The sequence below is a fragment of the Micromonospora inyonensis genome, assembly GCF_900091415.1.
In the GTDB taxonomy this organism is placed as follows: Bacteria; Actinomycetota; Actinomycetes; order Mycobacteriales; family Micromonosporaceae; genus Micromonospora; species Micromonospora inyonensis.
On the sequence record NZ_FMHU01000002.1, the window covers coordinates 1,168,986 to 1,194,504 of the forward strand.

22 protein-coding genes and 1 pseudogene are annotated in these 25,519 nt (G+C 68.1%); 15 read left to right on the forward strand and 8 right to left on the reverse strand.

Annotated features, from left to right (window positions below; genetic code table 11):
• Positions 1–5: 5 nt before the first annotated feature.
• Entirely contained in the window at positions 6–1,247 is a 1,242-nt protein-coding gene (locus tag GA0074694_RS20020) for an MFS transporter (protein ID WP_218105741.1), read from the reverse strand.
• Between the two features lie 93 nt (positions 1,248–1,340).
• Between GA0074694_RS20020 and GA0074694_RS20025 the strand changes: the two genes are divergently transcribed.
• From GA0074694_RS20025 to GA0074694_RS20040, 4 genes are all read left to right on the forward strand, one after another.
• Positions 1,341–1,556 carry a hypothetical protein gene (locus tag GA0074694_RS20025; protein ID WP_091460652.1) on the forward strand — a complete coding sequence of 72 codons (216 nt, stop codon included), beginning with the start codon at positions 1,341–1,343 and terminating at the stop codon, positions 1,554–1,556.
• On the forward strand, positions 1,543–2,865 hold the full coding sequence (locus GA0074694_RS20030; protein ID WP_091460655.1) for an amidase: 1,323 nt from the start codon (positions 1,543–1,545) through the stop codon (positions 2,863–2,865). Before GA0074694_RS20025 ends, GA0074694_RS20030 begins: the two co-directional genes overlap by 14 nt.
• Before the next feature lie 29 nt (positions 2,866–2,894).
• The gene (locus GA0074694_RS20035) at positions 2,895–3,479 is read left to right on the forward strand and encodes a TetR/AcrR family transcriptional regulator (protein ID WP_091460657.1); all 585 of its coding nucleotides are present in this window, start codon (positions 2,895–2,897) and stop codon (positions 3,477–3,479) included.
• Between the two features lie 71 nt (positions 3,480–3,550).
• On the forward strand, positions 3,551–4,693 hold the full coding sequence (locus GA0074694_RS20040) for an RNA-guided endonuclease InsQ/TnpB family protein (protein ID WP_176738025.1): 1,143 nt from the start codon (positions 3,551–3,553) through the stop codon (positions 4,691–4,693).
• Between the two features lie 469 nt (positions 4,694–5,162).
• Here the strand turns inward: GA0074694_RS20040 and GA0074694_RS20045 are convergent, their stop codons facing one another.
• Positions 5,163–6,320: a glycoside hydrolase family 6 protein gene (locus tag GA0074694_RS20045; RefSeq protein ID WP_218105742.1), complete on the reverse strand. Its 1,158-nt coding sequence runs from the start codon at positions 6,318–6,320 to the stop codon at positions 5,163–5,165.
• 480 nt (positions 6,321–6,800) lie between these two features.
• Between GA0074694_RS20045 and GA0074694_RS20050 the strand changes: the two genes are divergently transcribed.
• Genes GA0074694_RS20050 through fdhF form a run of 3 tightly spaced genes read left to right on the forward strand, consistent with a single transcriptional unit; the run spans position 6,801 to position 11,808 of the window.
• Positions 6,801–7,388 carry an NAD(P)H-dependent oxidoreductase subunit E gene (locus tag GA0074694_RS20050; protein ID WP_091460659.1) on the forward strand — a complete coding sequence of 196 codons (588 nt, stop codon included), beginning with the start codon at positions 6,801–6,803 and terminating at the stop codon, positions 7,386–7,388.
• The gene (locus tag GA0074694_RS20055; protein WP_091460661.1) at positions 7,385–8,983 is read left to right on the forward strand and encodes a formate dehydrogenase beta subunit; all 1,599 of its coding nucleotides are present in this window, start codon (positions 7,385–7,387) and stop codon (positions 8,981–8,983) included. Before GA0074694_RS20050 ends, GA0074694_RS20055 begins: the two co-directional genes overlap by 4 nt.
• Positions 8,980–11,808, forward strand: a complete 2,829-nt coding sequence (fdhF, locus tag GA0074694_RS20060) for a formate dehydrogenase subunit alpha (protein WP_091463444.1) — start codon at positions 8,980–8,982, stop codon at positions 11,806–11,808. Before GA0074694_RS20055 ends, fdhF begins: the two co-directional genes overlap by 4 nt.
• Here the strand turns inward: fdhF and GA0074694_RS20065 are convergent.
• On the reverse strand, positions 11,805–13,025 hold the full coding sequence (locus tag GA0074694_RS20065; RefSeq protein WP_218105743.1) for an RNA-guided endonuclease InsQ/TnpB family protein: 1,221 nt from the start codon (positions 13,023–13,025) through the stop codon (positions 11,805–11,807). The two genes, fdhF and GA0074694_RS20065, sit on opposite strands and share 4 nt — an antisense overlap.
• 38 nt (positions 13,026–13,063) lie before the next feature.
• On the opposite strand from GA0074694_RS20065, the gene tnpA reads away from it, so the two are divergent.
• The 5 genes from tnpA (at position 13,064) to GA0074694_RS20090 (ending at position 16,484) form a co-directional block, all read left to right on the forward strand.
• The gene (gene tnpA / locus GA0074694_RS20070; RefSeq protein ID WP_091460663.1) at positions 13,064–13,459 is read left to right on the forward strand and encodes an IS200/IS605 family transposase; all 396 of its coding nucleotides are present in this window, start codon (positions 13,064–13,066) and stop codon (positions 13,457–13,459) included.
• Positions 13,460–13,567: 108 nt separating this feature from the next.
• Positions 13,568–13,792, forward strand: coding sequence for a formate dehydrogenase subunit delta (locus tag GA0074694_RS20075; RefSeq protein ID WP_091460665.1), 225 nt, complete (start codon positions 13,568–13,570; stop codon positions 13,790–13,792).
• 104 nt (positions 13,793–13,896) lie between these two features.
• A complete protein-coding gene (locus tag GA0074694_RS20080) occupies positions 13,897–14,634 on the forward strand; it encodes a MoeA family protein (RefSeq protein ID WP_176738027.1) in 738 nt (245 codons plus the stop codon).
• Positions 14,634–15,539 carry a formate dehydrogenase accessory sulfurtransferase FdhD gene (fdhD, locus tag GA0074694_RS20085; RefSeq protein WP_091463456.1) on the forward strand — a complete coding sequence of 302 codons (906 nt, stop codon included), beginning with the start codon at positions 14,634–14,636 and terminating at the stop codon, positions 15,537–15,539. Before GA0074694_RS20080 ends, fdhD begins: the two co-directional genes overlap by 1 nt.
• Positions 15,540–15,548: 9 nt before the next feature.
• Entirely contained in the window at positions 15,549–16,484 is a 936-nt protein-coding gene (locus tag GA0074694_RS20090) for a LysR family transcriptional regulator (RefSeq protein ID WP_091460668.1), read from the forward strand.
• On the opposite strand, the pseudogene GA0074694_RS33965 reads toward GA0074694_RS20090, so the two are convergent.
• From GA0074694_RS33965 to GA0074694_RS20105, 4 genes and pseudogenes are all read right to left on the reverse strand, one after another.
• Positions 16,453–16,668 (reverse strand): annotated as a pseudogene (locus tag GA0074694_RS33965) (hypothetical protein); the annotation flags it as partial. The gene GA0074694_RS20090 and the pseudogene GA0074694_RS33965 sit on opposite strands and share 32 nt — an antisense overlap.
• Positions 16,669–16,736: 68 nt before the next feature.
• Positions 16,737–18,023 carry a YlbE family protein gene (locus tag GA0074694_RS20095; RefSeq protein WP_091460670.1) on the reverse strand — a complete coding sequence of 429 codons (1,287 nt, stop codon included), beginning with the start codon at positions 18,021–18,023 and terminating at the stop codon, positions 16,737–16,739.
• Positions 18,024–18,051: 28 nt separating this feature from the next.
• Positions 18,052–18,939, reverse strand: coding sequence for an alpha/beta fold hydrolase (locus GA0074694_RS20100; RefSeq protein ID WP_091460672.1), 888 nt, complete (start codon positions 18,937–18,939; stop codon positions 18,052–18,054).
• 142 nt (positions 18,940–19,081) lie between these two features.
• Positions 19,082–20,641 (reverse strand): sodium:solute symporter family protein, encoded by a 1,560-nt coding sequence (locus GA0074694_RS20105; protein WP_091460674.1) that lies wholly within the window; start codon positions 20,639–20,641, stop codon positions 19,082–19,084.
• Between the two features lie 434 nt (positions 20,642–21,075).
• Here GA0074694_RS20105 and GA0074694_RS20110 point away from each other — a divergent pair, with 434 nt between their 5' ends.
• Both GA0074694_RS20110 and GA0074694_RS20115 read left to right on the forward strand, forming a co-directional pair.
• Complete coding sequence (locus tag GA0074694_RS20110) at positions 21,076–22,425, forward strand: amidase (RefSeq protein ID WP_091460676.1); 1,350 nt, start codon at positions 21,076–21,078, stop codon at positions 22,423–22,425.
• Between the two features lie 171 nt (positions 22,426–22,596).
• On the forward strand, positions 22,597–23,622 hold the full coding sequence (locus GA0074694_RS20115) for a helix-turn-helix transcriptional regulator (RefSeq protein ID WP_141714215.1): 1,026 nt from the start codon (positions 22,597–22,599) through the stop codon (positions 23,620–23,622).
• Between the two features lie 202 nt (positions 23,623–23,824).
• Here the strand turns inward: GA0074694_RS20115 and GA0074694_RS33700 are convergent, their stop codons facing one another.
• Positions 23,825–24,235, reverse strand: coding sequence for a hypothetical protein (locus GA0074694_RS33700; protein WP_281190371.1), 411 nt, complete (start codon positions 24,233–24,235; stop codon positions 23,825–23,827).
• 416 nt (positions 24,236–24,651) lie between these two features.
• On the opposite strand from GA0074694_RS33700, the gene GA0074694_RS20125 reads away from it, so the two are divergent.
• Entirely contained in the window at positions 24,652–25,509 is an 858-nt protein-coding gene (locus GA0074694_RS20125) for a MurR/RpiR family transcriptional regulator (protein WP_176738029.1), read from the forward strand.
• The last annotated feature ends 10 nt before the right edge of the window (positions 25,510–25,519 follow it).

Sequence of the window (25,519 nt, forward strand, 5' to 3'; positions counted from 1 at the left end):
GCGCTTCAGTGTCCTTCGGTGTTGGGGATCGAACGGGAAGCCAGGGCGAGCACCACCGAGGCGGCGAGTCCGAGCAGGACGGTGCCCATGGCGTAGACGTGCGTGGCGGTGGCGAGACCGGACATGCGGGCGACGGCGCCCACCGCGACGGCGGGCAGGCTCATCGCCAGGTAGTTGACGATGGAGCACACGGCGACGACCGCGGCTCGGTGGCGCTCGCCGACCGGTGCGGTGACCATGCGTATGCTGCCCTGGTTGACCATGCCGAACGCGGCGCCGGCCAGTACCGCCCCGCCGAGCAGCGCGGGCGGTCCGCCGCCGTGCAGAGCGGCCACGGTCAGTACCGCGGCGAGGGGTACGGCCAGGCTGCCGACCCGAACTGCCGCGCGGGGTGCCGCTCGGGTGAGCAGCACAACCGGTACGGCGGTGACCGTCACAGCGAGGAAGATCAGGCCGCCTGCCGCGAGGGGCAGGGCCGGGGCGATGTGCAGCAGCAGGGACGGGCCGAGCGAGGAGTGGAAGCCGCCGAGCGCCCAGACCGCCACCATCGCCGCGGCCAGGATCCGCAGTTCGCGGCGAGCCGTCGCGGGCACCCGGAGCTGACGGCGCGGTGGGGCCGAGCTGATCTGCGTTGCGCCGGTCGTCGCAGTCGCCGTGGCGGGGGCGGACGGCCGCATGGAGCCGGGCGGTCGAAGTCGCGGCTCTGGCCCTGTGAGGAGCATCGCTGCCCCGGCGATGAACAGGACCGCCAGCGCGAGGTAGATCATCACGGTGTTCTCAGGGCGGAGGTAGACGAGCGCGGTCGCGGCTACGACGCCGAGCGCCATCCCTGCGGGGGGTGCGACGCTGTTGGCCACCGCACCGCGTCCCGGGCGACCGGGGGCTTCGAGGTCCAGCAGGGCGGCGCCGACCGCCCCGATGGCCACGCCGGTGGCGATTCCCTGCACGACCCGCGCGGCGATCAGCAGGCCGGGCCCGGAGGCAACAGCCAGCAGCAGCATCGCGACCGCCTGGACGATCAGGGCGATCACGGTGACCGGTTTACGGCCGTAGCGGTCGGACAGGGTGCCGGCGAGCAGTAGCGCCAGCAGCAACCCCACGGGGTAGACGGCGAAGACGACGCTGATCGTGAGTTCCGAAAGTTTCCACTGCTGCTGGTAGAGCGGGTAGAGCGGGGTGGGCGCGCTGGAGGCGGCCAGCAGTGCGATGAGCACCGCCGCGTACCGGGGGAACAGTCCCGCTGGCATGACACCTCCACTTAAAGCTATCCGTTTGCGTTAGTGGACCGTAGCCCGTATCGTTCTCTAACGCAAACCGTTAGCTTTAAGTGGAGGACGTGCATGACCACCCCCCTGACGCCCCCGGAGGCGGCCGCTCTCGCCGCCCGTGCCGGGCTGCTGGTCGAGGAAGCCCGGCACGCCGGGCTGGCGGCGGCAACCAACCACATCCACGACGCCGTCAAGGTCCTGCGGGAGCTCGACTTCGGCGACACACCACCGGCCTTCGTGTACGAGGCCGGCACGCGTCGACAGAAGGATGACCATGCAGCTGCCTGACCTGTCGCTTACCGAACTCGCCGCGGCGATCCAGGCTCGCGAACTCTCGCCCGTCGAGCTGGTCGACGCCGTGCTGGAGCGCGCCGAGCGCACGGAACCCCAGCTCAACGCGTACTCCGCGATCGACGCCGACGGAGCGCGCGAGGCGGCGCACGCCGCCGAACGCGCGCTGGCCGCCGGCCGGGACGCTGGCCCGCTCGCCGGCATCCCGGTCGGCATCAAGGACCTCATCGACATCGAGGGCAGACCCACCGGTGCGGGCTCCGGGGTGCGCGACGGCCACCGCGCCGAGAAGGACAGCGCGGTGGTGTCGAGTCTGCGCGACGCTGGGGCGATCTTGCTCGGCAAGACCCACACCCACGAGTTCGCCTACGGTCTGATCACGCCGCAGACGCGCAACGCCGTCAACGGCGACAGGGTGGCCGGCGGATCCAGCGGAGGGTCCGCGGCAGCCGTGGCCGCGGGCAGCGCCACCTTCGCCCTCGGCACCGACACCGGCGGCTCGATCCGCGTCCCGGCCGCCCTCAACGGCGTGGTGGGCCTCAAGCCCACGTACGACCTCGTGTCCCGCCAGGGCGTCACGTCACTGTCGTGGTCCCTGGACCACGTCGGACCGATCACGCGTACGGTCGCCGACGCCGCTCTCGCCCTCTCCGCCCTCACCGGGCGCCGCGCCGCGCTGCACACCGACCTGCGCGGAATTCGCGTGGGCGTGCCGCGGAACTACTACTTCGACCGGCTCGACCCGCAGGTCGAGAGGGCGGTGCTCGCCGCCGTCGACAAGCTCGCCGCGCTGGGCGCCACCCTCGTCGACGTGGACATCCCGATGACGCGCTACCTCGTCCCCGCGCAGTTGGTGATCATGCTGGCCGAGGCGAGCGCCTACCACGAGCACACCCTGCGCGCCGCCGCCGACCTGTACGGCGAGGACGTCCGCGGCCTGCTCGAAGCCGGCGGGCTGCTGGGCGCCGGCGAATACCTGCGCGGCCAGCGTGCCCGCACCCTGGTCCGGGAGGCATGGTCAGGGCTGTTCACCGAGGTCGACGTCCTCGCCGCTCCGACCGTGCCGATCACCGCGGTTCCGATCGGACAGGAGAACATCGTCTGGCCGAACGGGGAGGTAGAGAGCGTGACGGACGCGTACGTGCGGCTCTGTGCTCCCGCGAACCTGACCGGTTTTCCCGCTCTGAGCGTTCCGGTTGGCTTCGACGACGACGCCCTGCCGATTGGCCTGCAGCTGATCGGAGCACCCTTCACCGAGGACGTCCTGCTGCGCGTCGGTCTGGCCCACGAGGAGGCTACCGGTTAAAGCGAAATGTTTGCCTTAGGCTGGTGGCCATGAGCCGCAAGCCCATGGCACGCCCCGGTGGCCGCAGCACCCGCATCCAGAGGTCGGTACACGACGCGGTGCGCGCCCTGTTGGCCGAGACCGACCGCGACAACCTGACCGTCCCGATGATCGCCGCTCGGGCCGGTGTCACCCCCTCGACCATCTACCGGCGCTGGGGTGACCTGCAGGAACTGCTGTCGGACGTGGCCGTCGAACGGCTGCGGCCCGAGGCGGCGCCCGAGGACCACGGCTCCTTCGCGGAAGATCTCGCCGCCTGGGCCGAGTCCTTCCTCGACGAGATGTCCTCACCACCGGGGAAGGCCTACATCCGGGACGCACTGCTCGGCGATCCCGACGGCACCAACGCCGGGCAGTGCTCCGCCTACGCCGCAGAGCAGATCAACATCATCCTCGCCCGCGCCACCGAACGGCAGGAACCGACACCTCCCCTGGAGGCGGTCATGGACCAACTGGTCGCGCCGATCATGTACCGCATCCTGTTCCGTCCCGACGGCCTCGGCGAAGCACACCTGCGCACCCTGCTCTACCGGGCGACCAACGCCGGCGGTCAGAGGGGTGACCGAAGTGCGTAGCGCGCAAGCCCCCGGCTTCAGCCGTGGGGTTAGCGCATCCAACTGAAACAGTAGTGTGCTAGTGTTTCAGTATGTCGAGTCGAGTGGTGAAGCGGGCGTACAGGTTCCGCTTCTACCCCACCGACCAGCAGCGGGAGCTGCTGAACCGGACGTTCGGCTGCGTGCGCTACGTCTACAACCGGGCGCTGGCCGAGCGGTCCCGCGCCTGGACACAGGAACAGCGGCGGGTCACGTTCGCCGAAACCTGCCGGATGCTCACCGCATGGAAGAACGAGCCCGACACGGCTTGGCTGTACGAGGTGTCGAACGTGGCACTTCAGCAGTCGTTGCAGCACCTTCAGCAGGCGTACGTGAACTTCTGGGCGAAGCGGGCGACGTATCCGACGTTCAAGTCCAAGCGCACGTCGAAGGCGTCAGCCACGTTCACCACGTCAGGGTTCTCGTTCCGCGACGGGCAGATCACACTGGCGAAGACGGACGTCCCGCTGGACATCGTGTGGTCCCGGCCCCTGCCCGAGGGCGCTCAACCGTCCACGGTCACGGTGTCCCGCGACGCGGCGAACCGCTGGCACATCTCGATCCTGGTGGAAGAGACCATCGTGGTTCTGCCGCCGGCAACCCGGGCGGTCGGGATCGACGCTGGGATCACCTCGCTGGTCACCCTTTCCACCGGGGAGAAGGTCACCAATCCGCGGCACGAGCAGCGGGATCGGGAGCGGCTGGCCGTGGCGCAGCGGCGGTTGGCCCGCACGGCGAAGGGCTCCCACAATCGGGCCAAGGCGCGGCTCAAGGTGGCCCGGGTGCACGCCCGGATCGCCGACCGGCGGCGGGATCACCTGCACAAGCTGTCCACGAGGATCATCCGCGAGAACCAAACGGTGGTCATCGAGGACCTGTCGGTCCGCAACATGGTCCGCAATCACAGCCTTGCCCGAGCGATCTCGGACGCGGCGTGGTCGCAGTTGCGGCGACAGTTGGAGTACAAGGCCGACTGGTACGGACGCACGGTCATCGCGATCGACCGGTTCTATCCGAGCAGCAAGACGTGCTCGGCGTGCGGCGTGGTTGTGGAGAAGCTGCCGTTGAGCGTCCGGGGGTGGGTGTGTCGCTGCGGCGCGACCCACGACCGGGACGTGAATGCGGCGAAGGCGATTTTGGCGGCGGGGCTCGCCGTGTCAGCCTGCGGAGATGGCGTGAGACCGTCCCGCGTCTAGCGCGGGAAGGCGACCGTCGATGAAACAGGAAGATCCAACCGTGAGGTTGGAATCCCCCGGCTTTAGCCGTGGGAAGGATGTCAAGTGAGGTTGGGGTAGGGAAACGGCTCCCTCGCCGGCTACCTCACCGGCTGAGCCATCCGCATGGGGGCAAGGCCGCCTTGCCCCCATGCGGAACGTGCGAACCCACAAGACGTGCGAACCACCGTGACCGACTCCTGGCCGGGAGCCTCAGCCGGGCGTGAGCCAGCGGGACACCGCGTCGGTGAAGACCACCTCGTACGGAAGCCCTCGTAGGTCGTCCGCGGTCACTTCCAAGCCGCGAGCCTGAGCCAGCTCGGCCAGCCATGACCGGGGACGGTCCTCCCCGGACTCCTCGTCGTCCGACGCACGGCACTCAAGACGTACGGGGTGAGGCTCTCCCGAGGGGTCTGCTGCACCGGTAGGTGACATCTGGGTGTGGTGTTGCTCAGCTGCCGTCGATGAGTTTGACCGCGAGTTCGGGGCTGTACGTGCCGGACGGAACGCCCGGCGCGGTGCCGCAGGGGCCATCCGAGATGCCGGGGGTCTTGACCCAGAGGCGGTAGTCCTCACCGGTGGTGCCGGGCTGCGGTGCCGAGCCGAGTTTGCGCTTCGGGGGGTTGCACCAGGAGCCGGCGTGGCCGTTGCCGTTGCGGCTGGTGTCGATGACGAAGCCTGCGGTGTGGTGGCCCTTGCTCTTCAGCTGGGCGTTGATCTTCTCGGCGTGCTCCACGGTCTTCGCCGTCGGGTAGAAGTTCGACACGTTGAGGGCGAAGCCCCGCACGTTGCGGACACCGGCGTCGTGCAGGCGGGCCGCCATCTCGGCGGGTTCGCCCCAGCCGACGTTGCCGGCGTCGAGGTAGGCCCAGGCCTGCGGTGCCTTGGCGCGCAGCTCGCGGGTGGCGAAGTTCAGCAGCTCGTTGCGGACGGCGATCTGCTCGGCGGACATGCATTCGGCGTCGCCGAGGGCGTCGGGTTCGACGATGACGACGGCGGGGCGGTCGCCGATGGCACCGGCGAACGCCGAGAACCACCTCTTGTACTCGGCGGGTGTCTTCTGGCCGCCACCGGAGAACCCGCTGCACGCATCCCGGCCCGGCAGGGTGTACGCGACGAGGACCGGCAGTTTCCCGGCCGCCGTGGCGGCGTCGACGTACTTGTCGACCGAGGCGCCGATGTCGGTGAACCACTCGCCGAACCACTTGGCGATCGGCCGGGTCGCGATCTCCGCGCTGATCCTCGCGGCACGGGGATCGTTCTTGTTGGCGCGGGCCCACTTCGCCGGCTCGGAGTTCGGGTCCACGAAGAACCCGGACGTCTTCGCCAGCGGCCCGGACGTCTTCGCCAGCGGCCGGGCCGACGCGGACGGCGGTGCGGGCTGCGACGACGGCCCGGCCGACGCGGACGGCGGTGCGGGCTGCGACGACGGCCCGGCCGACGCGAACGGCCGTGCGGGCTGCGACGACGGCCCGGCCGCGGCGGAACCGTGCGCTTCGACCTCGTAGCCCCGCGTCGAGTCGTCGGCGTTCGCGGTGACCGCCAGGACGATCCCGGCGGCGAGCATGGCGACCGCCGCACCGGTGACTTGCCAGCCTCGAACCTGCATCTTCGTCCCCCTCGGTGTCGAAATCCCGACGAACGTACCAATCGGGACACTGCACGAACAACACCGACAGGATGCCGCCGATGGCCACCAGACGCTGCCACGGGTCGGGCTTGACGTCGATCGGCCCCGCCGGGACCAACTCCAGCCGGGCCGCCGCCGGCCGGACCGGACGCAACACCCGAGACCCAGTCGCAGGCTGACATGGACGTACGTCGTTTCGTGGTCGTTCGGGTGCGGAACGTGGTCGGCATGGTGTGCCTGTTTCGCAGGCGGCAGTGGAGGACAGCGGGTCAGCCGGCCACGACCAACAAGGGAGAACGCAGTCACACCCAGGTATCAGGCCATGATCAAGAAGCGCCATGAAGGCGGGGGTGGCTCAATTGATCGCTTCCGGTGTTTCGTACCGGTGATAGACGGTAGTTATCCGCTGATAGCCAGGAGTGCTTTGACCTGCCAATCGGCTCCCTAGACCATGGCCCGATGACACACGGCGTCGTGGTGGGCGGATCTGGATACGAGGAACGGGTGCGGTCGGTCGTGGCCGCGCACTGCGGGGACCCTGCAGCCCTGCTACCGATCCTGCACACACTGATGGCCGAGTTTGGTCACGTGGACACTGCCGCGATCGGCGTCATGGCCGAGGGGCTCAACCTCTCCCGGGCCGAGATCCACGGCGTGATCAGCTTCTACCGAGATTTCCGGACCACCCCGGCCGGCCGCATCACCGTGCGGATCTGCCGGGGGGAAGCCTGCCAGTCGGTCGGTGCCGACCAGCTCGTCGAGCACGCCCGCACCAGCATCGGCGTTGACGTCGGCCAGACCACGGTGGACGGCTCGGTCACCCTCGACCAGGTGTTCTGCCTCGGCAACTGCGCGCTGGGCCCCTCGGCCCAGATCGGCAGCACCGTACATGGGAGGGTCGACAGGGACCGACTGGACGGCCTCGTCACCAGTGCACGGCGGCGGCCCGGCGGGCCGTCGGCCGCTCCGGCCGACGGCCTCGCCGCTCCGGCAGCGGGTGCGCCTGCGGCTGACCGGTCCGACCGCGACGGCGAGGAAGCACGATGAACGAGCCGGTCACGATCTACCTGCCGCAGGACACCGCGGCCCGCTCGGTGGGCGCCGACGCGGTGGCCCAGCAGTTGGCGGGCGCACCGGGACAGTGGCGGGTCGTGCGGACCGCATCGCGCGGGCTGCTGTGGCTGGAACCGTTGCTGGAGGTGGCGACTCCCGCCGGGCGGATCGGCTACGGGCCGGTGGAGCCGGGCGATGTCGACGGCCTGCTGGCCACGACCGGACTCACCGACGGGCCGACCGACCACCCGCTGTGCCTCGGTCCGGTTGAGCAGCTGCCGTGGCTGCGCGACCAGCGGCGGGTCACCTTCGCCAGGGTCGGCGTGGTCGACCCGCTGTCGGTGGGGGACTTTCAGGCCCACGGCGGGCTGGCCGGGCTGCGTAGGGCGCTGGAGCTCGCCCCGGCCGACGTCGTCGCCGAGGTCATCGACTCCGGCCTGCGTGGCCGCGGCGGGGCGGGATTCCCGACCGGCATCAAGTGGCGGACCGTGCTCGAGGCGCAGGACCCGGTGAAGTACATCTGCTGCAACGCCGACGAGGGCGACAGCGGGACCTTCGCCGACCGGATGCTGCTGGAGGGCGACCCGTTCAGCCTGATCGAGGGTATGACGATCGGCGCGCACGCGACCGGCGCGACCGAGGGGTACGTCTACATCCGTTCGGAGTATCCGGACGCGGTCGCCACCGTGACCTCAGCGATCGAGATCGCCTACGCCCACGGCTGGCTGGGTGAGCGGGTACTCGGCTCGTCGCTGCGGTTCGACCTGCATGTGCGGGTCGGTGCCGGTGCCTACATCTGTGGTGAGGAGACCTCCATGCTGGAGAGCCTGGAGGGCAAGCGCGGCATGGTCCGGACCAAACCGCCGATCCCGGCCCTGCAAGGGCTCTTCGGCCGTCCGACCGTGGTCAACAACGTGCTCTCGTTGGCCACCGTACCGGCGATCCTGGCCGGCGGCGCGGCGCCCTACGCCGCACGCGGTACCGGGCGCTCGCGCGGCACCAGCGTGTTCCAGCTCGGCGGCAACATCGCCCGTGGCGGGATCGTCGAGACCGACTTCGGCGTCACCCTGCGGGAGCTGGTCGAGGACTACGGCGCGGGCACCCGCAGCGGCCGACCGGTACGCGCGGTCCAGGTCGGTGGCCCGCTGGGCGCCTACCTGCCGGTCGAGCAGTTCGACCTGCCGATGGACTACGAGGCGTTCGCCGCGGCGGGCGCCATGCTCGGCCATGGCGGGATCGTCGTGTTCGACGACACCGTCGACATGGCCAGGATGGCCCGCTTCGCCTTCGAGTTCTGCGCAGAGGAGTCCTGCGGCAAGTGCACGCCCTGCCGGATCGGTGCCGTCCGTGGGGTTGAGGTGATCGACCGGATTCGGGCCGGCGAGCAGCGGAAGCGCAACCTGGTGCTGCTCGAGGACCTGTGCGAGCTGATGACCGACGGGTCGCTGTGCGCGATGGGCGGCCTGACGCCGATGCCGGTCCGCAGCGCGGTCCGGCACTTTGGCGCCGACTTCGACGTCCAATCCGCCGGCAGCGAGGCCCGCGCCGATGCCGCCCTCACGCGGCCCGAGGGGGAGTGCACCCGATGAGCCTGCTCAAGGAACCCGACCTCGGCACCCCTGCTGTCCCGGGTGAGGCGACCGTGGAACTCACCGTCGACGGTGTCGTGGTCGCTGTCGCACCGGGCACCTCGGTGCTGCGCGCCGCCGCCGAGGCCGGGATCGACATCCCCAAGTTGTGCGCCACCGACAGCCTGAAGGCCTTCGGTTCGTGCCGGCTGTGCGTGGTCGAGATCGACGGTGCACGCGGCACGCCGGCCTCGTGCACCACCCCGGTCGGGCCGGGCATGGTCGTACACACCCAGACCTCGAGGCTGGAACGCCTGCGCCGCGGCGTCATGGAGCTCTACATCTCCGACCACCCGCTGGACTGCCTGACCTGCTCGGCCAACGGCGACTGTGAGCTGCAGGACATGTCCGGCGTGGTCGGGCTGCGCGAGGTCCGCTACGGGTTCGACGGCGAGAATCACCTCGACGCGTCGACCGACCGCTCCAACCCCTACTTCGACTTCGACTCGTCCAAGTGCATCGTCTGCTCGCGCTGTGTGCGGGCCTGCGACGAGATCCAGGGCACCTTTGCGCTGACCATCGAGGGTCGCGGCTTCGACTCGAAGGTTTCCGCGGGCACCGCGGCCGACAACTTCCTCAGCTCCGATTGCGTCTCCTGCGGCGCCTGCGTGCAAGCCTGCCCGACGGCGACGCTGCAGGAGCGCTCGGTCGTCGAACTCGGCATGCCCACCCGTACCGTGATCACCACGTGCGCCTACTGCGGCGTTGGCTGCTCGTTCAAGGCGGAGCTGCGCGGCGACGAGCTGGTCCGCATGATCCCCTACAAGGACGGCGGCGCCAACGAGGGCCACTCGTGCGTCAAGGGCCGCTTCGCCTTCGGCTACGCCTCCCACCCCGACCGGGTGCTCACCCCGCGGCTACGCGAATCGATCACCGACGAGTGGCGGGAGGTCAGCTGGGAGGAGGCGATCTCGTTCACCGCTCGGCGGCTGCGCGAGATCCAGGCCGAGTACGGCCAGGGCGCGATCGGTGCGATCACCTCGTCGCGGTGCACCAACGAGGAGGTCTACGTCGTCCAGAAGATGGTGCGGGCGGCGTTCGGCAACAACAACGTCGACACCTGCGCGCGGGTGTGCCACTCGCCCACCGGCTACGGCCTGAGCCAGGCATTCGGCACCTCGGCAGGCACGCAGGACTTCGCCTCGGTCGCCGATGCCGACGTCGTGCTGCTGATCGGGGCGAACCCCACCGACGCGCACCCGGTCTTCGCCTCCCGGCTCAAGCAGCAGCTACGCCGGGGAGCCCAGTTGATCGTGGTGGACCCACGACGTATCGACCTCGTCCGCTCTCCGCACGTCCAGGCGCGCCACCACCTGCAGCTGGCCCCCGGCACCAACGTCGCGGTTGTCAACGCGATGGCACATGTGGTGGTCACCGAGGGCCTGGTAAACGACGAGTTCGTCGCGCAGCGCTGCGAGGACTTCGACGAGTGGGCAACGTTCATCGCCCGCCCGGAGAACAGCCCCGAGGCTGCGCAGGAGATCACCGGCGTGCCAGCAGCCGAGCTACGTGAGGCGGCCCGGCTGTACGCGACCGCGGGCAACGCCGCCATCTACTACGGCCTTGGCGTCACCGAGCACAGCCAGGGTTCCACGATGGTCATGGGTATGGCCAACCTCGCGATGGCGACCGGCAACATCGGCCGTCCCGGGGTGGGGGTCAACCCGTTGCGCGGGCAGAACAACGTGCAGGGCTCGTGCGACATGGGCTCCTTCCCGCACGAGCTGCCCGGCTATCGGCACGTCGCCGACGACGATGTGCGGTCGGTCTATGAGCACCTGTGGGGAGTACCGCTGCTCGACGAGCCGGGCCTGCGCATCCCGAACATGTTCGACTCGGCGCTGGACGGGTCGTTCCGGGCCCTGTACGTACAAGGCGAGGACATCGCCCAGTCCGATCCGAACACCACGCACGTACACGCCGCCCTGAAGGCGCTCGACTTGCTGGTCGTACAGGACCTGTTCGTCAACGAGACGGCCACGTTCGCCCACGTCCTGCTGCCCGGCACGTCCTTCCTGGAGAAGGACGGCACGTTCACCAACGCCGAGCGGCGGATCAACCGGGTCCGCCCGGTGCAGCCGGCCCGCACCGGGAAGCAGGAATGGCAGATCGTCTGCGAGATCGCACAGGCGATGGGCTACCCCATGCACTACGAGTCGGCGGCCCAGGTCATGGATGAGATCGCCTTGACCACCCCGACCTTCGCCGGCGTCTCGTTCGAGATGCTGGACCGGGTCGGCAGCGTGCAGTGGCCATGCAACGCTGCGGCTCCGAGCGGGACGCCGATCATGCACGTCGACGGCTTCGTGCGCGGTAAGGGACGCTTCAACAGAACCGACTACGTGCCCACCCAGGAGCGCAGCACGCGGCGTTTCCCGCTGATCCTGACCACGGGCCGAATCCTGAGCCAGTACAACGTGGGCGCCCAGACCCGGCGCACCGGCAATGTCGCCTGGCATCCGGAGGACGTTCTGGAAATCCACCCGCACGACGCGGAGGTGCGCGGCATCCACGACGGGGACACGGTGACCCTCGCCAGCCGGGTCGGGCAGACCACGATGCGTGCCCAGCTGTCGGACCGGATGCCGGTCGGGGTCTGCTACACGACCTTCCACCACCCGGAGTCCGGGGCGAATGTGGTCACCACCGAGCATTCCGACTGGGCAACCAACTGCCCGGAGTACAAGGTGACCGCGGTGCAGGTGACACCAGCGAGCGCGACGGCGACGGCCGCCGCAGCCGAGCGCCCTGCGCTCCCGGTCGCGATCGTGAAGGACGAGCGTTAACGATCCCCACGAATGAATCCGGGGGATTTTCCTCCGGGGCCAGGCCCTGGATTCCCAGCTCGGACCGCACCTGATCCACCGTCCCGGAAGGAGGCGATCAGATGTCTTACGTCGTCGGCACTGGCACGGTCGCGTTCGGCCGTGGCGAGGATCGTCCTCGCGGCGTTTCGGTCGCGGCATGCGGTATAGCCGCATGCCGCGCACTCGAAGGTACGGATACCCAGTCCGAGGCGAAGATTGGCTCTCTCGCCGCACTCGGAGCAGGTCATCGTGGTGTAGGCGGGCGGTACCAGCACCACCTTGCGGCCCGCCCGCGTACCACGCTCGATCAGTTCTTTCTTACATGCGCCGATCGCCGCGTCGGCCGCTTTGCGGGCCATCGTGGTGCGGGCGAGGAATGTCGGCTTGAAGTCCTCGACCGCGATCAGCGCGTGGTGGTCAGTGACGTTCTTGGCCCAGACGCGGGCGTCGTGGGTGTTCTGTCGGGCGGCCTTTGTCGCGATCCGGGCGGCCTGCCGCTTCGCGGTCTGGTAGCCCTTCGACGGGGCGTGTCCCTTGGGACGACGGCGGCGGGCCATCGTGCGCTGGGCCTTGGCCATCTCGGCGGCGCACCGGCGGCGATGGCCGAGGTGCGGCAGGTCGAACGCCGGGTCGGTCGTGGCGGCGGTGGTCTTGACGCCCCAGTCGACGCCGATACCCGGCGAGTCCGACTCGGGTGCGGTGGTGATCTCACGGCGGACCACGAACGAGGCGTACCAGTGGCCGAGGGTGTCTTGGTAGACGCGCACGCTGGTCGGCTCGGACGGCAGTTCCCGCGACCAGACGACCGCAACGGTCACCGTGCCCGGCAGGCACAGCCGGCCGTCTTTGATCCGGAAGCCGCGGGTGGTGTACTCCAGGGTCGGCAGCGAGTCCTTGAGCCGCTTGACCTTCGGTCGGCCCCGGCCCTTGACCGTGAACGAGTGGGCCAGGGCGGCACCATAGGTGCGCAGTGTCTGCTGCTGTGCGACCTGCGATCCCTCGCGCAGCCAGGCATGACGGCTGCGGGCCTCGGTCAGCAGTTTCGACAGCCTCCCGAACGTCGGCTTACGGCCGGTCTTCTGCTGGTGCACAGCTTCGTTCCACAACCACCGGCACCGGCCCCACTCGTCGAGCAGTGCGGCCTGCGCGATACGGCCGGGCCGCAGGCGACAGGTGTAACGCACTGTCTCGTCCACCCCGAACACTATACACCACAAAGCTATATAGTCTCGGCGTGGACGAGGTCAGGTCGAACAACAACGTCGTGTACCGCTGCCACTACCACGTCGTCTGGTGCCCGAAGTACCGGCGCAAGGTCATCGACGGCACGGTGGACGAGCGGCTCAAAGAGATCATCCGCGAGGTTTGCGCCGAGCGGAACGCACCGATCGAGGCGATCGAGACGATGCCCGACCACGTGCACCTGCTCGTGGTCGTGGACCCGCAGTACGGCATCCACCGCCTGGTCAAGCAGATCAAGGGTCGATCCTCCCGTCTGCTGCGCCAGGAGTTCCCGCACCTCAAGTCCCGGATGCCGACCCTGTGGACCAACTCGTACTTCGTCGCCACGACCGGCGGCGCCACTTCGGAGGTGGTCAAGAGGTATGTCGAGAACCAGCGCAACGTGTGACCAGACGCCCATCCGCCTTGGCAGCGAATGGGCTATCCCTGACCTGCTCCGCAAGGGTTCCGTTTCCTCCCCACGGCCAAAGCCGGGGGTTTCCACGGAAGACATCCGATGAGCGCCATCACGACCCCGCCGCACGTGCGGATGGCCAACGACATCTCCCGGCAGTTTCAACACCGTCCGCAAGAGGAGGCGGTGGCGGCGGTGGCCGACCACATCCGGAGGTTCTGGGCACCGGGGTTGCGCGCAGCCCTCCTCGTGTACATCGAACAGGGCGGAGACCGGCTCGACCCGCTCGCCGTGGCGGCGGCGGCCCGGCTGCCGGAGAGGGCGTGAGCTTCTTGCGGCCGGACGTTCGTCGCGAAGGGCCGCGCCGCCGAACCGGCCACTGCCGCCGCGATGGACAGGCCACGACGGATGCGAGCTTCGGCCGGAAAAGGGTGGACGGGGAGAGGGCGGACTGGGGTGAGGCACGGGCGCTGGCCCCGTCGGTGGCCGAGCCGCTGGCGCCCAACCGGCCCCACCCGGCAGCAGCGGTCGGCACGACGCTGGCCCGGCCGCTGCTCGCCCTGATCGACCTGCCGTCTTTCGACCGATCGGCGATGGACGGCTACGCCGTGCGGGGCGCACCGCGGTGGACGATCCGTGGTCGGGTCGATGCGGGCCAGGCTGCCGGGTCGGTGCTGCGGCCCAGCGAGGCCCGTGGGGCGGCCACCGGTGCGTCGGTTCCGGAGGGGACCGACAGGATGCTGCCCAACGGGCAGGCCCTTCGTCACGAACGGTCGGTGACCGCGGCGGCCATGGCGCCGCTCGGTCGGCACGTGCGCCGGGCGGGCGAGGAGCGTCGGCGGGGGGAGCAGCTGGCCCCCGTCGGCACGCGGGTCACGTCCCAGTTGGCCGCGCTGGCCGCCGCAGTCGGCAACGACCTGCTCGAGGTGCACCTGCGGCCGTTGGCCGGCGCGCTGCCCCCCGGCGACGAGCTGTGCACCAGGGGGCTGCCGCGGCGTCCCGGCATCCCGGCGCTGTCTCCGGCCCGGGTCCTCGCGGGTGTCGCAGAGCCGGTGACGCACGTCGGCAGCGCGATGGTGCGCGGCGCCGCCGGTGCGGACGCGATCGCGGTCGTCGGGCCGGGCGAGGGCCCAGTACGGCTGATCGCGCTGCCCGGCGGGGGGTGCTGATGGGCAGGTTGTCGGTCCGCAAGCCTGTACTGCGGATCACCCCGGCCGGCGCCCACCGCGCCCCGGACAGCCTCGCCGCCGAGGAGCCCTTCGAGCTGCGGGTTGGCGCCCGAGCGCTCGCAGTGACGATGCGCACCCCGGGACACGACGTCGAACTGGCCCACGGGTTCCTGCTCACCGAGGGCGTCATCCGCACCGCAGCCGATGTGATCACCGCCCGCTACTGCGGGTCTCGCGACGACGAGGGTCGCAACACTTACAACGTGCTCGACGTCGCGCTCGCGGCCGGGGTTGCGCCGCCCGAGCCGGGGGTGGAGCGCAACTTCTACACCACGTCCTCCTGCGGGGTGTGCGGCAAGGCCTCGCTGGACGCGGTAAAGCTGGCCTCCAGCTTCCGTCCCGCCGTGGACCCGGTGCGAATCAGCACCCGGGTGCTGGCCGGGCTGCCCGCTGCGCTGCGGGCAGGGCAGCAGGTCTTCGACACCACCGGTGGGCTGCACGCTGCGGCGCTGTTCACCGCCGACGGGCAGCTGCTGGTGGTCCGGGAGGACGTCGGGCGGCACAACGCCGTGGACAAGGTGCTGGGCTGGGCCCTGCTGGGCGGGCGGGTCCCGCTGCGCGGGTGCGTGCTGATGGTGTCCGGACGAGCGTCCTTCGAACTGGTGCAGAAGGCGGTGATGGCGGGCGTGCCGGTGCTGGCCGCGGTCTCCGCGCCGTCCTCGCTGGCCGTCGATCTGGCCGTCGAGTCAGGTCTGACGCTTGTCGGTTTCCTGCGCGGAGCGAGCATGAACGTCTACGCCGGCGCCGAGCGCGTGCTGGTGGAGCGGGCCGAGCCGGCCCGGCAGCAGCCCGCGGCGCCGGGCGCCGAGGGCCGGGAGCTGGCAGGGCAGGAGAAGGTGGGATAGTCAGGGGCCATGCTGCTGCGCTATCTCGAGTATCTCGACGCGCTGGCGCGGGTACGGCACTTCGCCCGCGCTGCCGAGGTATGCCACGTCTCGCAGCCCGCCCTGTCGGCGGGGATCCGCAAGCTGGAGACCGAGCTCGGCGTGCAGGTCGTTCAACGGGGCCACCGGTTCGAGGGCTTCACCCCGGAGGGCGAGCGGGTCGTCGCATCGGCGCGTCGGATGCTCGCCGAGCGCGACGCGCTGTGCCATGACCTGACGGCGATGCGCGGGGCGTTGTCGGGGGTCCTGCGGATCGGGGCGATTCCGACCGCCCTGACAGCGGTGGCACTGCTGACCGAGCCGTTCTCCGCCCGCCATCCGCTGGTGCGGCTCGCGGTGGAGTCGCTGTCGTCGCGCCAGATCGTGCGCCAACTGGCGGCGTTCGAGCTCGACGTCGGGATCACTTACATCGACGGTGAGCCCCTGGGCGCGGTCCGCACCGTGGCGCTCTACCGAGAGCGCTATCTGCTGCTCACGCCGGAGGGTGGCCCCTTCGCCGGGCGCAACAGCATCGGCTGGGCCGAGCTGTCGGAGGTGCCGCTGTGCCTGCTTCCGCCGAACATGGAGAACCGGCGCATCCTCAACCAGCACTTCGCCGAGGCCGGGGTGACGATCCTGCCGAAGCTGGAGTCCGACACCCTCTCGGTGCTCTATGCGCACGTCTCGACCCACCGCTGGTCGACGGTGGTCGCGCAGCCGTGGTTGCACGCGTTCGGTGTTCCGGACGGAATGCAGTTGATTCCGATAGCCCGGCCCCAGCGCGCGCACCACGTCGGGCTGGTGCTGGCCGGTCGGGAGCCGCCACCGATGCTGGCGAGGGCGCTGCTGGACGTCGCGACGACGCTGGACATGCGAGCCGAACTGGAGCGGCTGATCAACCGGCACACCCGCCGGTCCGCCGCGTAGCGCAGGCGGAGCAGGCCCGCCGCGAGGGCGACCGGCCGCCCGCCCGCCGTGACCGCGGTCGCTGACAGCCAGGATCACGCGGAGAGCGCGCGCACAGCTCGACCGGGATGTGCCGGGTCGCCAGCGCCCCGAACCCGGTGGACACGCCGTAGTGGGGCTCCGCGTCTTCGGCGAGCGCCTCGACGACCTCGCGGCTGAGACCGAAAGGTGCGCTCCGACCGGGGGCCTTCCTCGAACTCGATGCGTGTCATCTCAGGCGCTGGGGACTCGACGCCGTCCACCAATGACTTCAGTGGTGAGCCGGTCCACCATCTCGGCAGCCTCCCGGAACGGTTCCGTAGGCGGGATCAGCAGCCCTGCCCCGGCGTGTCCACCCTCTCGGAGCGCCGCCCCCATGTGCACGCGGGGGGCGACGCCCGTCGAAGCGACCTTCGCGGCGTCAATCCCGAAGGGAACACCCTTGAAACCGAGGTATGGGATCTTCCACAGCGGGTGGACGGAGTTCGTGATCTGATACATCGACTTGGTGATCTTCACCATTTCGTCAGCCGAACCGCCGCTGTAATCCTGCAACGAGAATGCGGCAGCGGCCGCGAGACCACCGAGACCCACCGTTTCCGTGATGAGGCTTTCCCCACCCATGAAAGCGGTGTCCTCGTCTCGGAGGCCAGCGAAGAGCCTCGCCCTCAACGGCGGAATCGGAGCGCGAAACCATCGGCTCCCCGTCCCTGCCGTGCGAATGGCGAACTCCTTCTCACTGAGGGCCATCGCCGTGACAATCGTGCTTCCGGTCACGTCAAACGCCGAGTCGGCAATGCACTTACCGGTCGCCATCGCGGCGTGCAGGAAGAACAGGTCGTTCCTGCTCAAGAACGCAAGGACCTCGCGCGTCTTCGAAGTCAGACCATTCGCCTCGAGGATCGGATCGAAGAGCTGCTGGAAGAGAACTGCGGAGGCGGCTGTGTTTCGACTGTGCAGGTCATCACCCATACCGAGCGCCCGACGGATTATGGGAGAAACCGAAACTCCCCCACAAATCCGCAGAGCCGCCGACAGTTGGGGACCCAGTACCTCTCGAATCCACAGGAGCTTCTGACGGACTGTCGCATTCCAGACGCCATAAGTCAGTCGTTCGCGATCACTCCCCTCGTACAACACACAGTGCCCACGAGTCCCTGTCGCCCGGTCCTCAACGACCCAGACCGGCATCGACGCCGAAGTCACACCGGTCACAGACCCGACGCACGCGTGATCGTGGCAAGGCTTGACCACGATCTCCCCAGCGGCCAGAAGCGCGTCAGCCTCCTCGGTGGTCGCAGCCAAACCCTCGTACAAGGCAGCACCGAGGATCGCGCGTCGCTGCCCTCCCTGGTACTCCGACCAGGCAAGTGGCGCTCCGGAAGTCAGGATGGTGTGCGTCGTCATGCCGGGCAGCGCATGCAGGGCTGGCACCACGTCAACCAACACCGGGTCCGTAGCGAGCATTCTCGTCACCGCCGCCTGATTGGCCGCAGCGCGTATCTCCGTGAGTCCGGACATCAGAGGAAGACCTTTCAACGCAGCCTGATCAGGACCATCGGCTGACGAAGTCAGTCACGGCCTGGTTCACTTCAGCGGGCTTGGAAGCACTCAGGAAGTGGTGCCCACCCTCGACGATCTCAAGCCGCGCGTCCACCGAATGGGAGAACAGCTTCACTTCCTGCTCTGCGTTCGCGACCGAGTACACCTGATCTGCCGTACCGTGCAGCCACAGCAGAGGTGTGGTCACCTCGTCGAGGCGCCCATACAGTCCATCGCGATCACGCAGGTTGATCGTGCACAGTCGCAGCCGGTGACGACCATCATCGCCCGCGAAGTTGCTGCGGTAGGTGGTCAGCCAGAACGCTCGTTCCTCGCTCGTCAGCCCACCGAGGGCAGCATCGAAGGTGTCGTCAACAAACTGGTCCGGGACAACCCAACTATCATCCACCGGATGCCCGAACTGGTCGATGAAGGGAGTGCAGAACGCAGGCCCGTCCCAGCAGCCGAGGTCCCGACTGCGCTGGCTCTCCCGATCCATGGACGTGCCCAGAGGGATCAGTCCCTGAACGACGTGGGGTGCGAGAAGTGCCATGCGGGTCGCGATCCAGCCGCCCTGAGAGGTTCCGAGGACGAATGCCTTGTCGATCTTGAGCGCCTCCAGGACCTGCAAGTTCGCGACTGCGCTGTCCCAGTAGGTGAAGTGCCGATAGGTAGCCCTGGTTCGGCCGTGGCCATAGGGCTCCAGTGCGAGCAGGTTCATCCTGCTGTTCAGCTCCTCGTCGCTGAACTGTGGGCGGTACAGCTCCGCAGACGTCGTGTAGGAGTTGATCATCACCAGGGTCGGCAGATCCGGGCTGTACGGTTTGGCGAACGTGGCCCCGATAGTCGAACCGCCGAGGTGGGGGATGTCGACGGTCAGTTCAGTCTTGCTCATGTCGGCTTTCCATTCTTCGGGTGAAGGTGATAGAGGGCGCTTCGGGTGAAGGTGATGGGTGGCGGTATGCGACGGCGTAGACGCCAGGCGGGGGACTAAGGATCCGGCTCACACCTGGCGTGCAGCCGTCACTGCTCTGCTTTCAGATTGGCTCATGCGCCGCCGCGGCCCTGTGCGCCGAAGCACGCACTGAGGTGTCCGCAGCGGTCTCGGCGGTACCGCGAGCCTTCGCCGCCCGAAAGAGACCGTCGACGCGCTCGAGCTCCGCTGCACTGCTCGGTCGCACGAGACTCACCGCGACGAAGACGCCGAGGTTGACCACCAGCCCGACGAGGCCAGATCCGAGGCCGGCGAGCCACGGAACAGCACCACCGATGTCCATATAGGGCACCGTGAGGGCGAGCGCCACGATAGAACCGACGATCAGTCCGGCGATAGCACCATCGCGGTTCCCGCGCCGCCAGACAAGGCCGCCGAAGATCGGAACCGCAAGCTGGATGATTGCCTGATAAGCCAGCTGCGTGACACCAGCCAGGTTCGGTGAGTCGTAGATCTGGTAGGCAATGACCGCCGAAACGACCGCAGCCCCCGCCATCGCGGCCTTTGCCAGGTAGAGCTCCTGCTTGTCGCGGAGCGGACGGACCACACCGATGATGTCGTTCGCGACCTGTGTGCCGATGGCCTGTGTCACCCCATCCACGAAGCCCATGCCTGCTGCGAAGACGATGACGAGCGCAGCCGCGAGCAACCATGTCCCACCCGCGTCCTGGGCGATCGCGAAGAACGAAGACACCGGCTGTTCGGAAGCGATCGGAAGTGGCGCTGCGCACAAGGCGACCGCCATCAGCAGCACGAAGAAGACGAAACCGATAATCATCGTCTGCAACGACCCCTTCTTCACCTCCTGCACACTGGCCGCTGTGTAGATCCGGGTGAAGATCATCGGCCAACAAAGACTGCCGATTATGCCGGCCGCGACAATCCCGAAATAGAACAGGCCACCGGACTCTGATTGAAATCCAGGAAGACTGAGTTGGCTCTCCGAGAGCTTGCCGAGATTCGAGAGACCATCGAAGTAGAAGAACAGCAGGCCGAGACAGAGAACGGCAGCGCCGAAGTAGGCGACGATGCCCTGCACCATATCCGTGATGATGAGACCCCTCATGCCCATCTGCACGGTCCAGAACTGTCGCACCACGAGGATGACGATTCCGATGAGGATCGAGTCTCGCACCGACAGGTTGCCCAGCGAGGCCCATTCAACGACCGCGCCCATGGCGATCAGACCGAGAATCAGCCACGGCACCAGCGCAACTACGCTGATAGCACTGGCGACCAGTTTGAGCGCCGAGCTGCCATACCGTAGAGACAGAAGGTCGGCTTGAGTGCGAAGGTCGAACTCCTTACCCCACTTCCACACCGGTCGCGCGATGAAGTACATCGCGATCACCCCAAGCACGGAGTAGACCAAGAAGTAGAGTCCGATGATTCCGCTGGCAACAGCGAGACCGAACACTGCGGTGAACGTCGAACCCGGCCACCAGGAATTGGTGTACGCCATGGAGACGAACCAACTGGAGAACGAGCGCTCACCGACAGCGTAATTGCTGAAGTTCGCCACGTCCGCGCGGCGCTTCGAGGTGTGTAGTACGCAAACGATGATGGCGAAGAACAGGCCCAGCGAGCCGAAAGTGATTAGCATCAGTCCATGCCCCCGTATCGGCGCTCGGTGACCCAGAGTCCATAAGTGACGGCGATAGGCGCCGCTGAAATGAGCAGCATGTACCAGACGGATACGGGCACCATCGCCACGATGGCGTGCTGGCCGGATAATGCGATGTAGATCGGGGGTGCAAGCGCTACCAGATACACCGCTGCGAAGAGTACACCAAATGCGTATCGCGCTCTCGCAGTCAATGTTGACTGCGGCCGACCTTCATGTGTGCGTTCCATGCGACTCCACCTCAGGGGGCTTCTCCGTGGACTTTGGGGGGTATGACGGTCGAGCGTAGGTAAGCGTCGTCACCTTAGATATCCGTCAGGTGACGTATCTCGCGGACGGCCGGTGCGGGCTAACGTGAGTTCAATGGCTCAGACGGCCAGCGACGCCACCCGGCGATTGACGAAGGAGTCGACGTGTCTTCGCTGAGCGAAGCAGGCTCGCAAGTGCCTGGATCCGGCTTCTTCGCGCGCATCGGCGTCAGCCAGATCGCAGCAGACCTTCGAGCAAGGCGCGTCACGGCGCCAGACCTGACTGACATCGCGCTCGCCGAGGCGGAGCGATGGCAACCGGCCATCAACGCGTTCGTCGATCTAGACGCCTTCAACGCTAGACGCGCAGCTCGTGTCGTCGCGCGCGAGCTTGCGCAAGGCATCGACCGCGGGCCCCTGCACGGCGTCCCGGTCGCGATCAAGGACGTCATCGACGTGCAGGGGATGCCCACCACGGCGGGCTCGCGAGTCACGGACAGGCGGCTGGCCGACGCCGACGCGGAGGCCGTCCGTGCGTTGCGTCAGGCCGGGGCGATCGTGATCGGAAAGACGACCACCCACGAGTTCGCCAATGGCCCGACCGGCGATCGAGCAGCGACAGGGCCCACTCGTAACCCCCACCGGCAAGACCGGATGGCGGGCGGATCAAGCAGCGGATCCGCCGCGGCGGTGGCCGCGGGCGTCGTGCCGGTAGCCCTCGGCACAGACACCGGAGGTTCCGCGCGGATACCGGCATCGATGTGCGGTGTAGTCGGTCTGCGTCCGACCCAAGGCGCCTTGAGCGTGGTCGGCGTCTACGCGCTAGCTCCGTCACTGGACACCATCGGCCTGCTGAGCCGGGACCTGGACGGTTGCCGCTTCCTCTGGCATGCGTTGGGCCGTCCTCGCAGCGGGCCGGCTCATCCGTCGAGCACGGTGGCGTGGGTACGCCCGGACTCGATCCACGCGACGGAGCCGTCAGTCACTCGCCGGTCGCGAGCCCTGGTCGACCACCTGATTGTCGACGAGTTGGACCTCCAGGGAGCGGACGAGTTGCATGCCGCGTACCGGGTCATCCAGGGACGTGAGGCGTACCTACGGCACGCCGAGTCCCTACGGACTTTGCCGTCGTTGTACGACCCCGAGGTCCTCGAGCGGTTTCAGCAGGGTGGCAGGGTGAGCGAGACCGAGTACATCCAGGCCCTCAACCTCGGCAGACTCGCCCGCCGCCGAACACTGGGCTTGCTGCGGAAACACGGAGTGCTCGCTCTGCCGAGCGTCCCGCTGCTACCGCCTGCCATCAACAGCCGTGTCGAGTCCGTCGCGGGCGTGAAGGTCGAGGTCCGGTCAGCTCTACTCGCCCTCACCAGCCCCTGGAGCGTGATGGGTCTGCCCGCGATCAGTGTCCCTGCTGGTGAGGTGGACGGCTTGCCCGTTGGGCTGCAGTTGGTCGGACCCCCTGGCGCGGAGCCCCACCTCCTGCAGCTCGCGGCGACACTCGAATCGGCCGGATGACTCTGGCCCTCTCGTCCGAGCATCCCAAGCCGCAGACCCCCGCGTGGAGGGCCGGACAGCCCCCTGGCCCACAGGTGAACCCTGGGTTACGCTCGTAAGACGAACATCCAATCCTGCCGCCACCCCGAGACCGATGAGTCTCGGTCCGGTGTTTTGGCCAGGGAGCAGAAGATGACAATCGAACCCGTTCTCCCGTACATGGCGACCGGTGCGAGACACGACGACGCACGAGACGAAGAACGTGCGCGAGCAAATGCCGCTATGGAAGTGCTCCGCGAACTGATCCCATGGGATGGCTACGCCCTGTCGGCCTGGGACATCGGAACTGGAACCCACCGACACATCACCCTCGCGAGCGAGGGCTACCCGACCGATCTGCAAGACCACATGAACGATGCGTTCGTCGAGCAGAACCCCGGCTTCCGCGTCCTTCACACACGAGTCCCACACGCCCTGCGATGGCTCGACCTCGCTCGCGATTGGGAAATTCAGTTCGCCCGAACGTCCTCCGCAGAAGAGCACCTTATACCCGCTGGATTCACCGAAGGCGCAACTATGTGCCTGAGGCTGCCAGACGGCAGGTACACAGGTGCATTGCACGTCAGCTGGAAGAAGTCAGCTCACGCGACCGACGAAGCACGCCGCATCATCGAAGGGTTCCGACCCGTCCTCGCCCGCGCCTGCGACCTGCTCAGCGACGTTCAACACGGAGTGCAAGACCTCGGTCCCGAGGCACACGTCGCACTCGTCTCGGCGGAGGGCTCCATCACCGATATGCCTGGGCGGAGCATGGGCCCCATCCTCTCGGACCCTGAGGTTCTCCGCGACCTGATCCGCGAGCCCACCTACAGGGCCCGGCGGTTCCTCTGGGCGAGCACCGAAGGCCTCTGTCACCGCATCGAACTGGTCCCGTGGCGAGGCCGCACGACCATGCTCGTGGAACAGCGGATCTCCTGGCCCTTCGGCCTGACCAGTCGAGAGGCAGAGATCCTGCGACTCGTAGCCGACGGCATGTCGAACCCGCAGATCGGCAAAGAGCTGTTCATCAGCCCGAGAACCGTCTCCACTCACGTCGAGCACATCCTGCACAAGCTCAACTGCCAGTCCCGTGCGCAGCTAGCGCGATTCGCCGTCGACGCAGACCTCCTCCTCATGGGGTCTGCCCTCGGGCGGGCGCACTCGACCTCAGCCCGCTGACTCCGACCTCCCGCAGCCGAGCGAGACGACCAGGTCCGGTCTCGCGAGGAGACGGCCATGTCCAATCCTTAGCTGAGTTCGCGAGCGTCGGCGGGGATGCGTCACTGGCATGGTGGGGCAGGGATCGACGTAGGGCGAGGCTCCCGGTAAGACAGCAGTCGACCAAAACCCGATGCCCCAACCGGAAGCCTCGCTGCCTGTCTTACCGTCCGCGGTCGCGCTGTCCAGCCGCACCCTGAACCACCCGTCCGTGCGACTGACGACGACGCCTCCTTCGAACGGGCACAGACCCTGCTCGGCCAAAGCGTGCGACGAGAATCCGGCAACCAACGTTCCCAGAAAGAAGTCGCCGGCCGGACGGCCCGCCGCATCGGCCAAGCCGACGAGGCCAAGGGACTCGGTCACCCGCTTCCGGGGCGCGCCTCCGGCTCGGGCGATGGCCGCCAGATGATCGGCCGCCGCGCGGCGCGGGTGGACTGCGCGCGTCGAGTACGGCACCGACCACGTGCATGGGGTGGGGAAGTTCTGCCAGTCGGTGCCCGCCGACCGTCGCCGCGCCGCTGGTCGGCCTGTCCAGGCCGAGGAGCATCCGCAGAGTGGTGGACTGCCCCACGCCATTAGGGCCGAGGAAGCCGGTGACGATGCCCGGTCTGACCTCGACCGAAAGGTCGTCAACGCCGTACGCTTGGGCGCCGCTCCAGCGGTCCGGTAGGTGCCGTCCGACGAGTGCGCCGCCGCCCGGCCAGCCACTGGATTGTTTGCATACCAATCCCTGATAGCATGCATCAAGCTATGCGGTTTGGCCCGGCGGACCGACTGTCGACTGTAGCCTGAGACTCGCGTTCCAGGGGAAGGGTGATGGATGGGCATGACCCTTGCCGCACACACCACTTCCTTCGGCGGAGCGCCCAGACCAGAGGTTCGCGCGGCTGAACATGGCGCGTATCGCCTGCCCGAGAAGGCTTTCCCCACTGGCGGGGCGCCGCACCCGCCCGCTCGTGTTCTGATCTGCGCTAGGAGATGCTTGAAATGACCGCCACCGCGGCTGCGGCGCCGATCGACGTATATGAGCGCCTGACCAGCGCTCGGCTTTCGCCTGCGCAGCGACGGATCGCACGCTATGTGATCGACCACCGTGATGCGGCGGCGTTCCTCACCAGCGAGAGCATCGCGCGGCAGGTCGGCGTCAGCCAGCCTTCGGTCTCGCGGTTCGCGGCCGCGCTCGGTTACGCCAGGTTCTCGGACTTCAAGCGAGCGCTCCAGAAGTGGGCACGCTCCGAGATGTCGGCACTTCCGCCCGCAGGCGAGAGCACGAGTCCTCTGGCCGAGGCGATCGGGACCGAGGTGGCCAACCTTCAGTGGCTCGGCCAGTCCGCCACCCTCGAAGAACAGATCTCTCGGGTCGGGGCCGCCCTCATGTCCTCGCAACGACTGCCGGTCATCGGGCTGCGCATCTCGCGTTCGTTCGCCCAGCACTTCGCCTACCTCGGTGGCAAGGTGCACCCGCACATCTCGGTGATCGACCGCGGCGACACGGAGGCCAAGGAGAGCCTTGCTCGTGCTGCGGCGGAGGGGGGCACCTGGTGCCTGGCGTTCATTCTTCCGCGCTACCCGAGGGAGGCCTGTGACCTGGTGCGTTACGCGAGACAGATCGGGCTCAAGGCCGCGGTTCTGAGCGACGAGTCGTTTGCGACAGTCGGGCACGAGACCGATGAGCTCATCACCGTCAGGTTCGGGAGTGGGTTGCTCTTCGACACGGCCGCAGCGATGAACATCGCCTCGTCCGCGCTCCTTCACGCCATGGCCGATTCCAACCCCGGAGCCTCCCAGGACGGTCTCGAGCGCTTCGAACGACACGCCACCGACCTCGTGGTCTTCGAGGAGTGAGCGAGGCCGT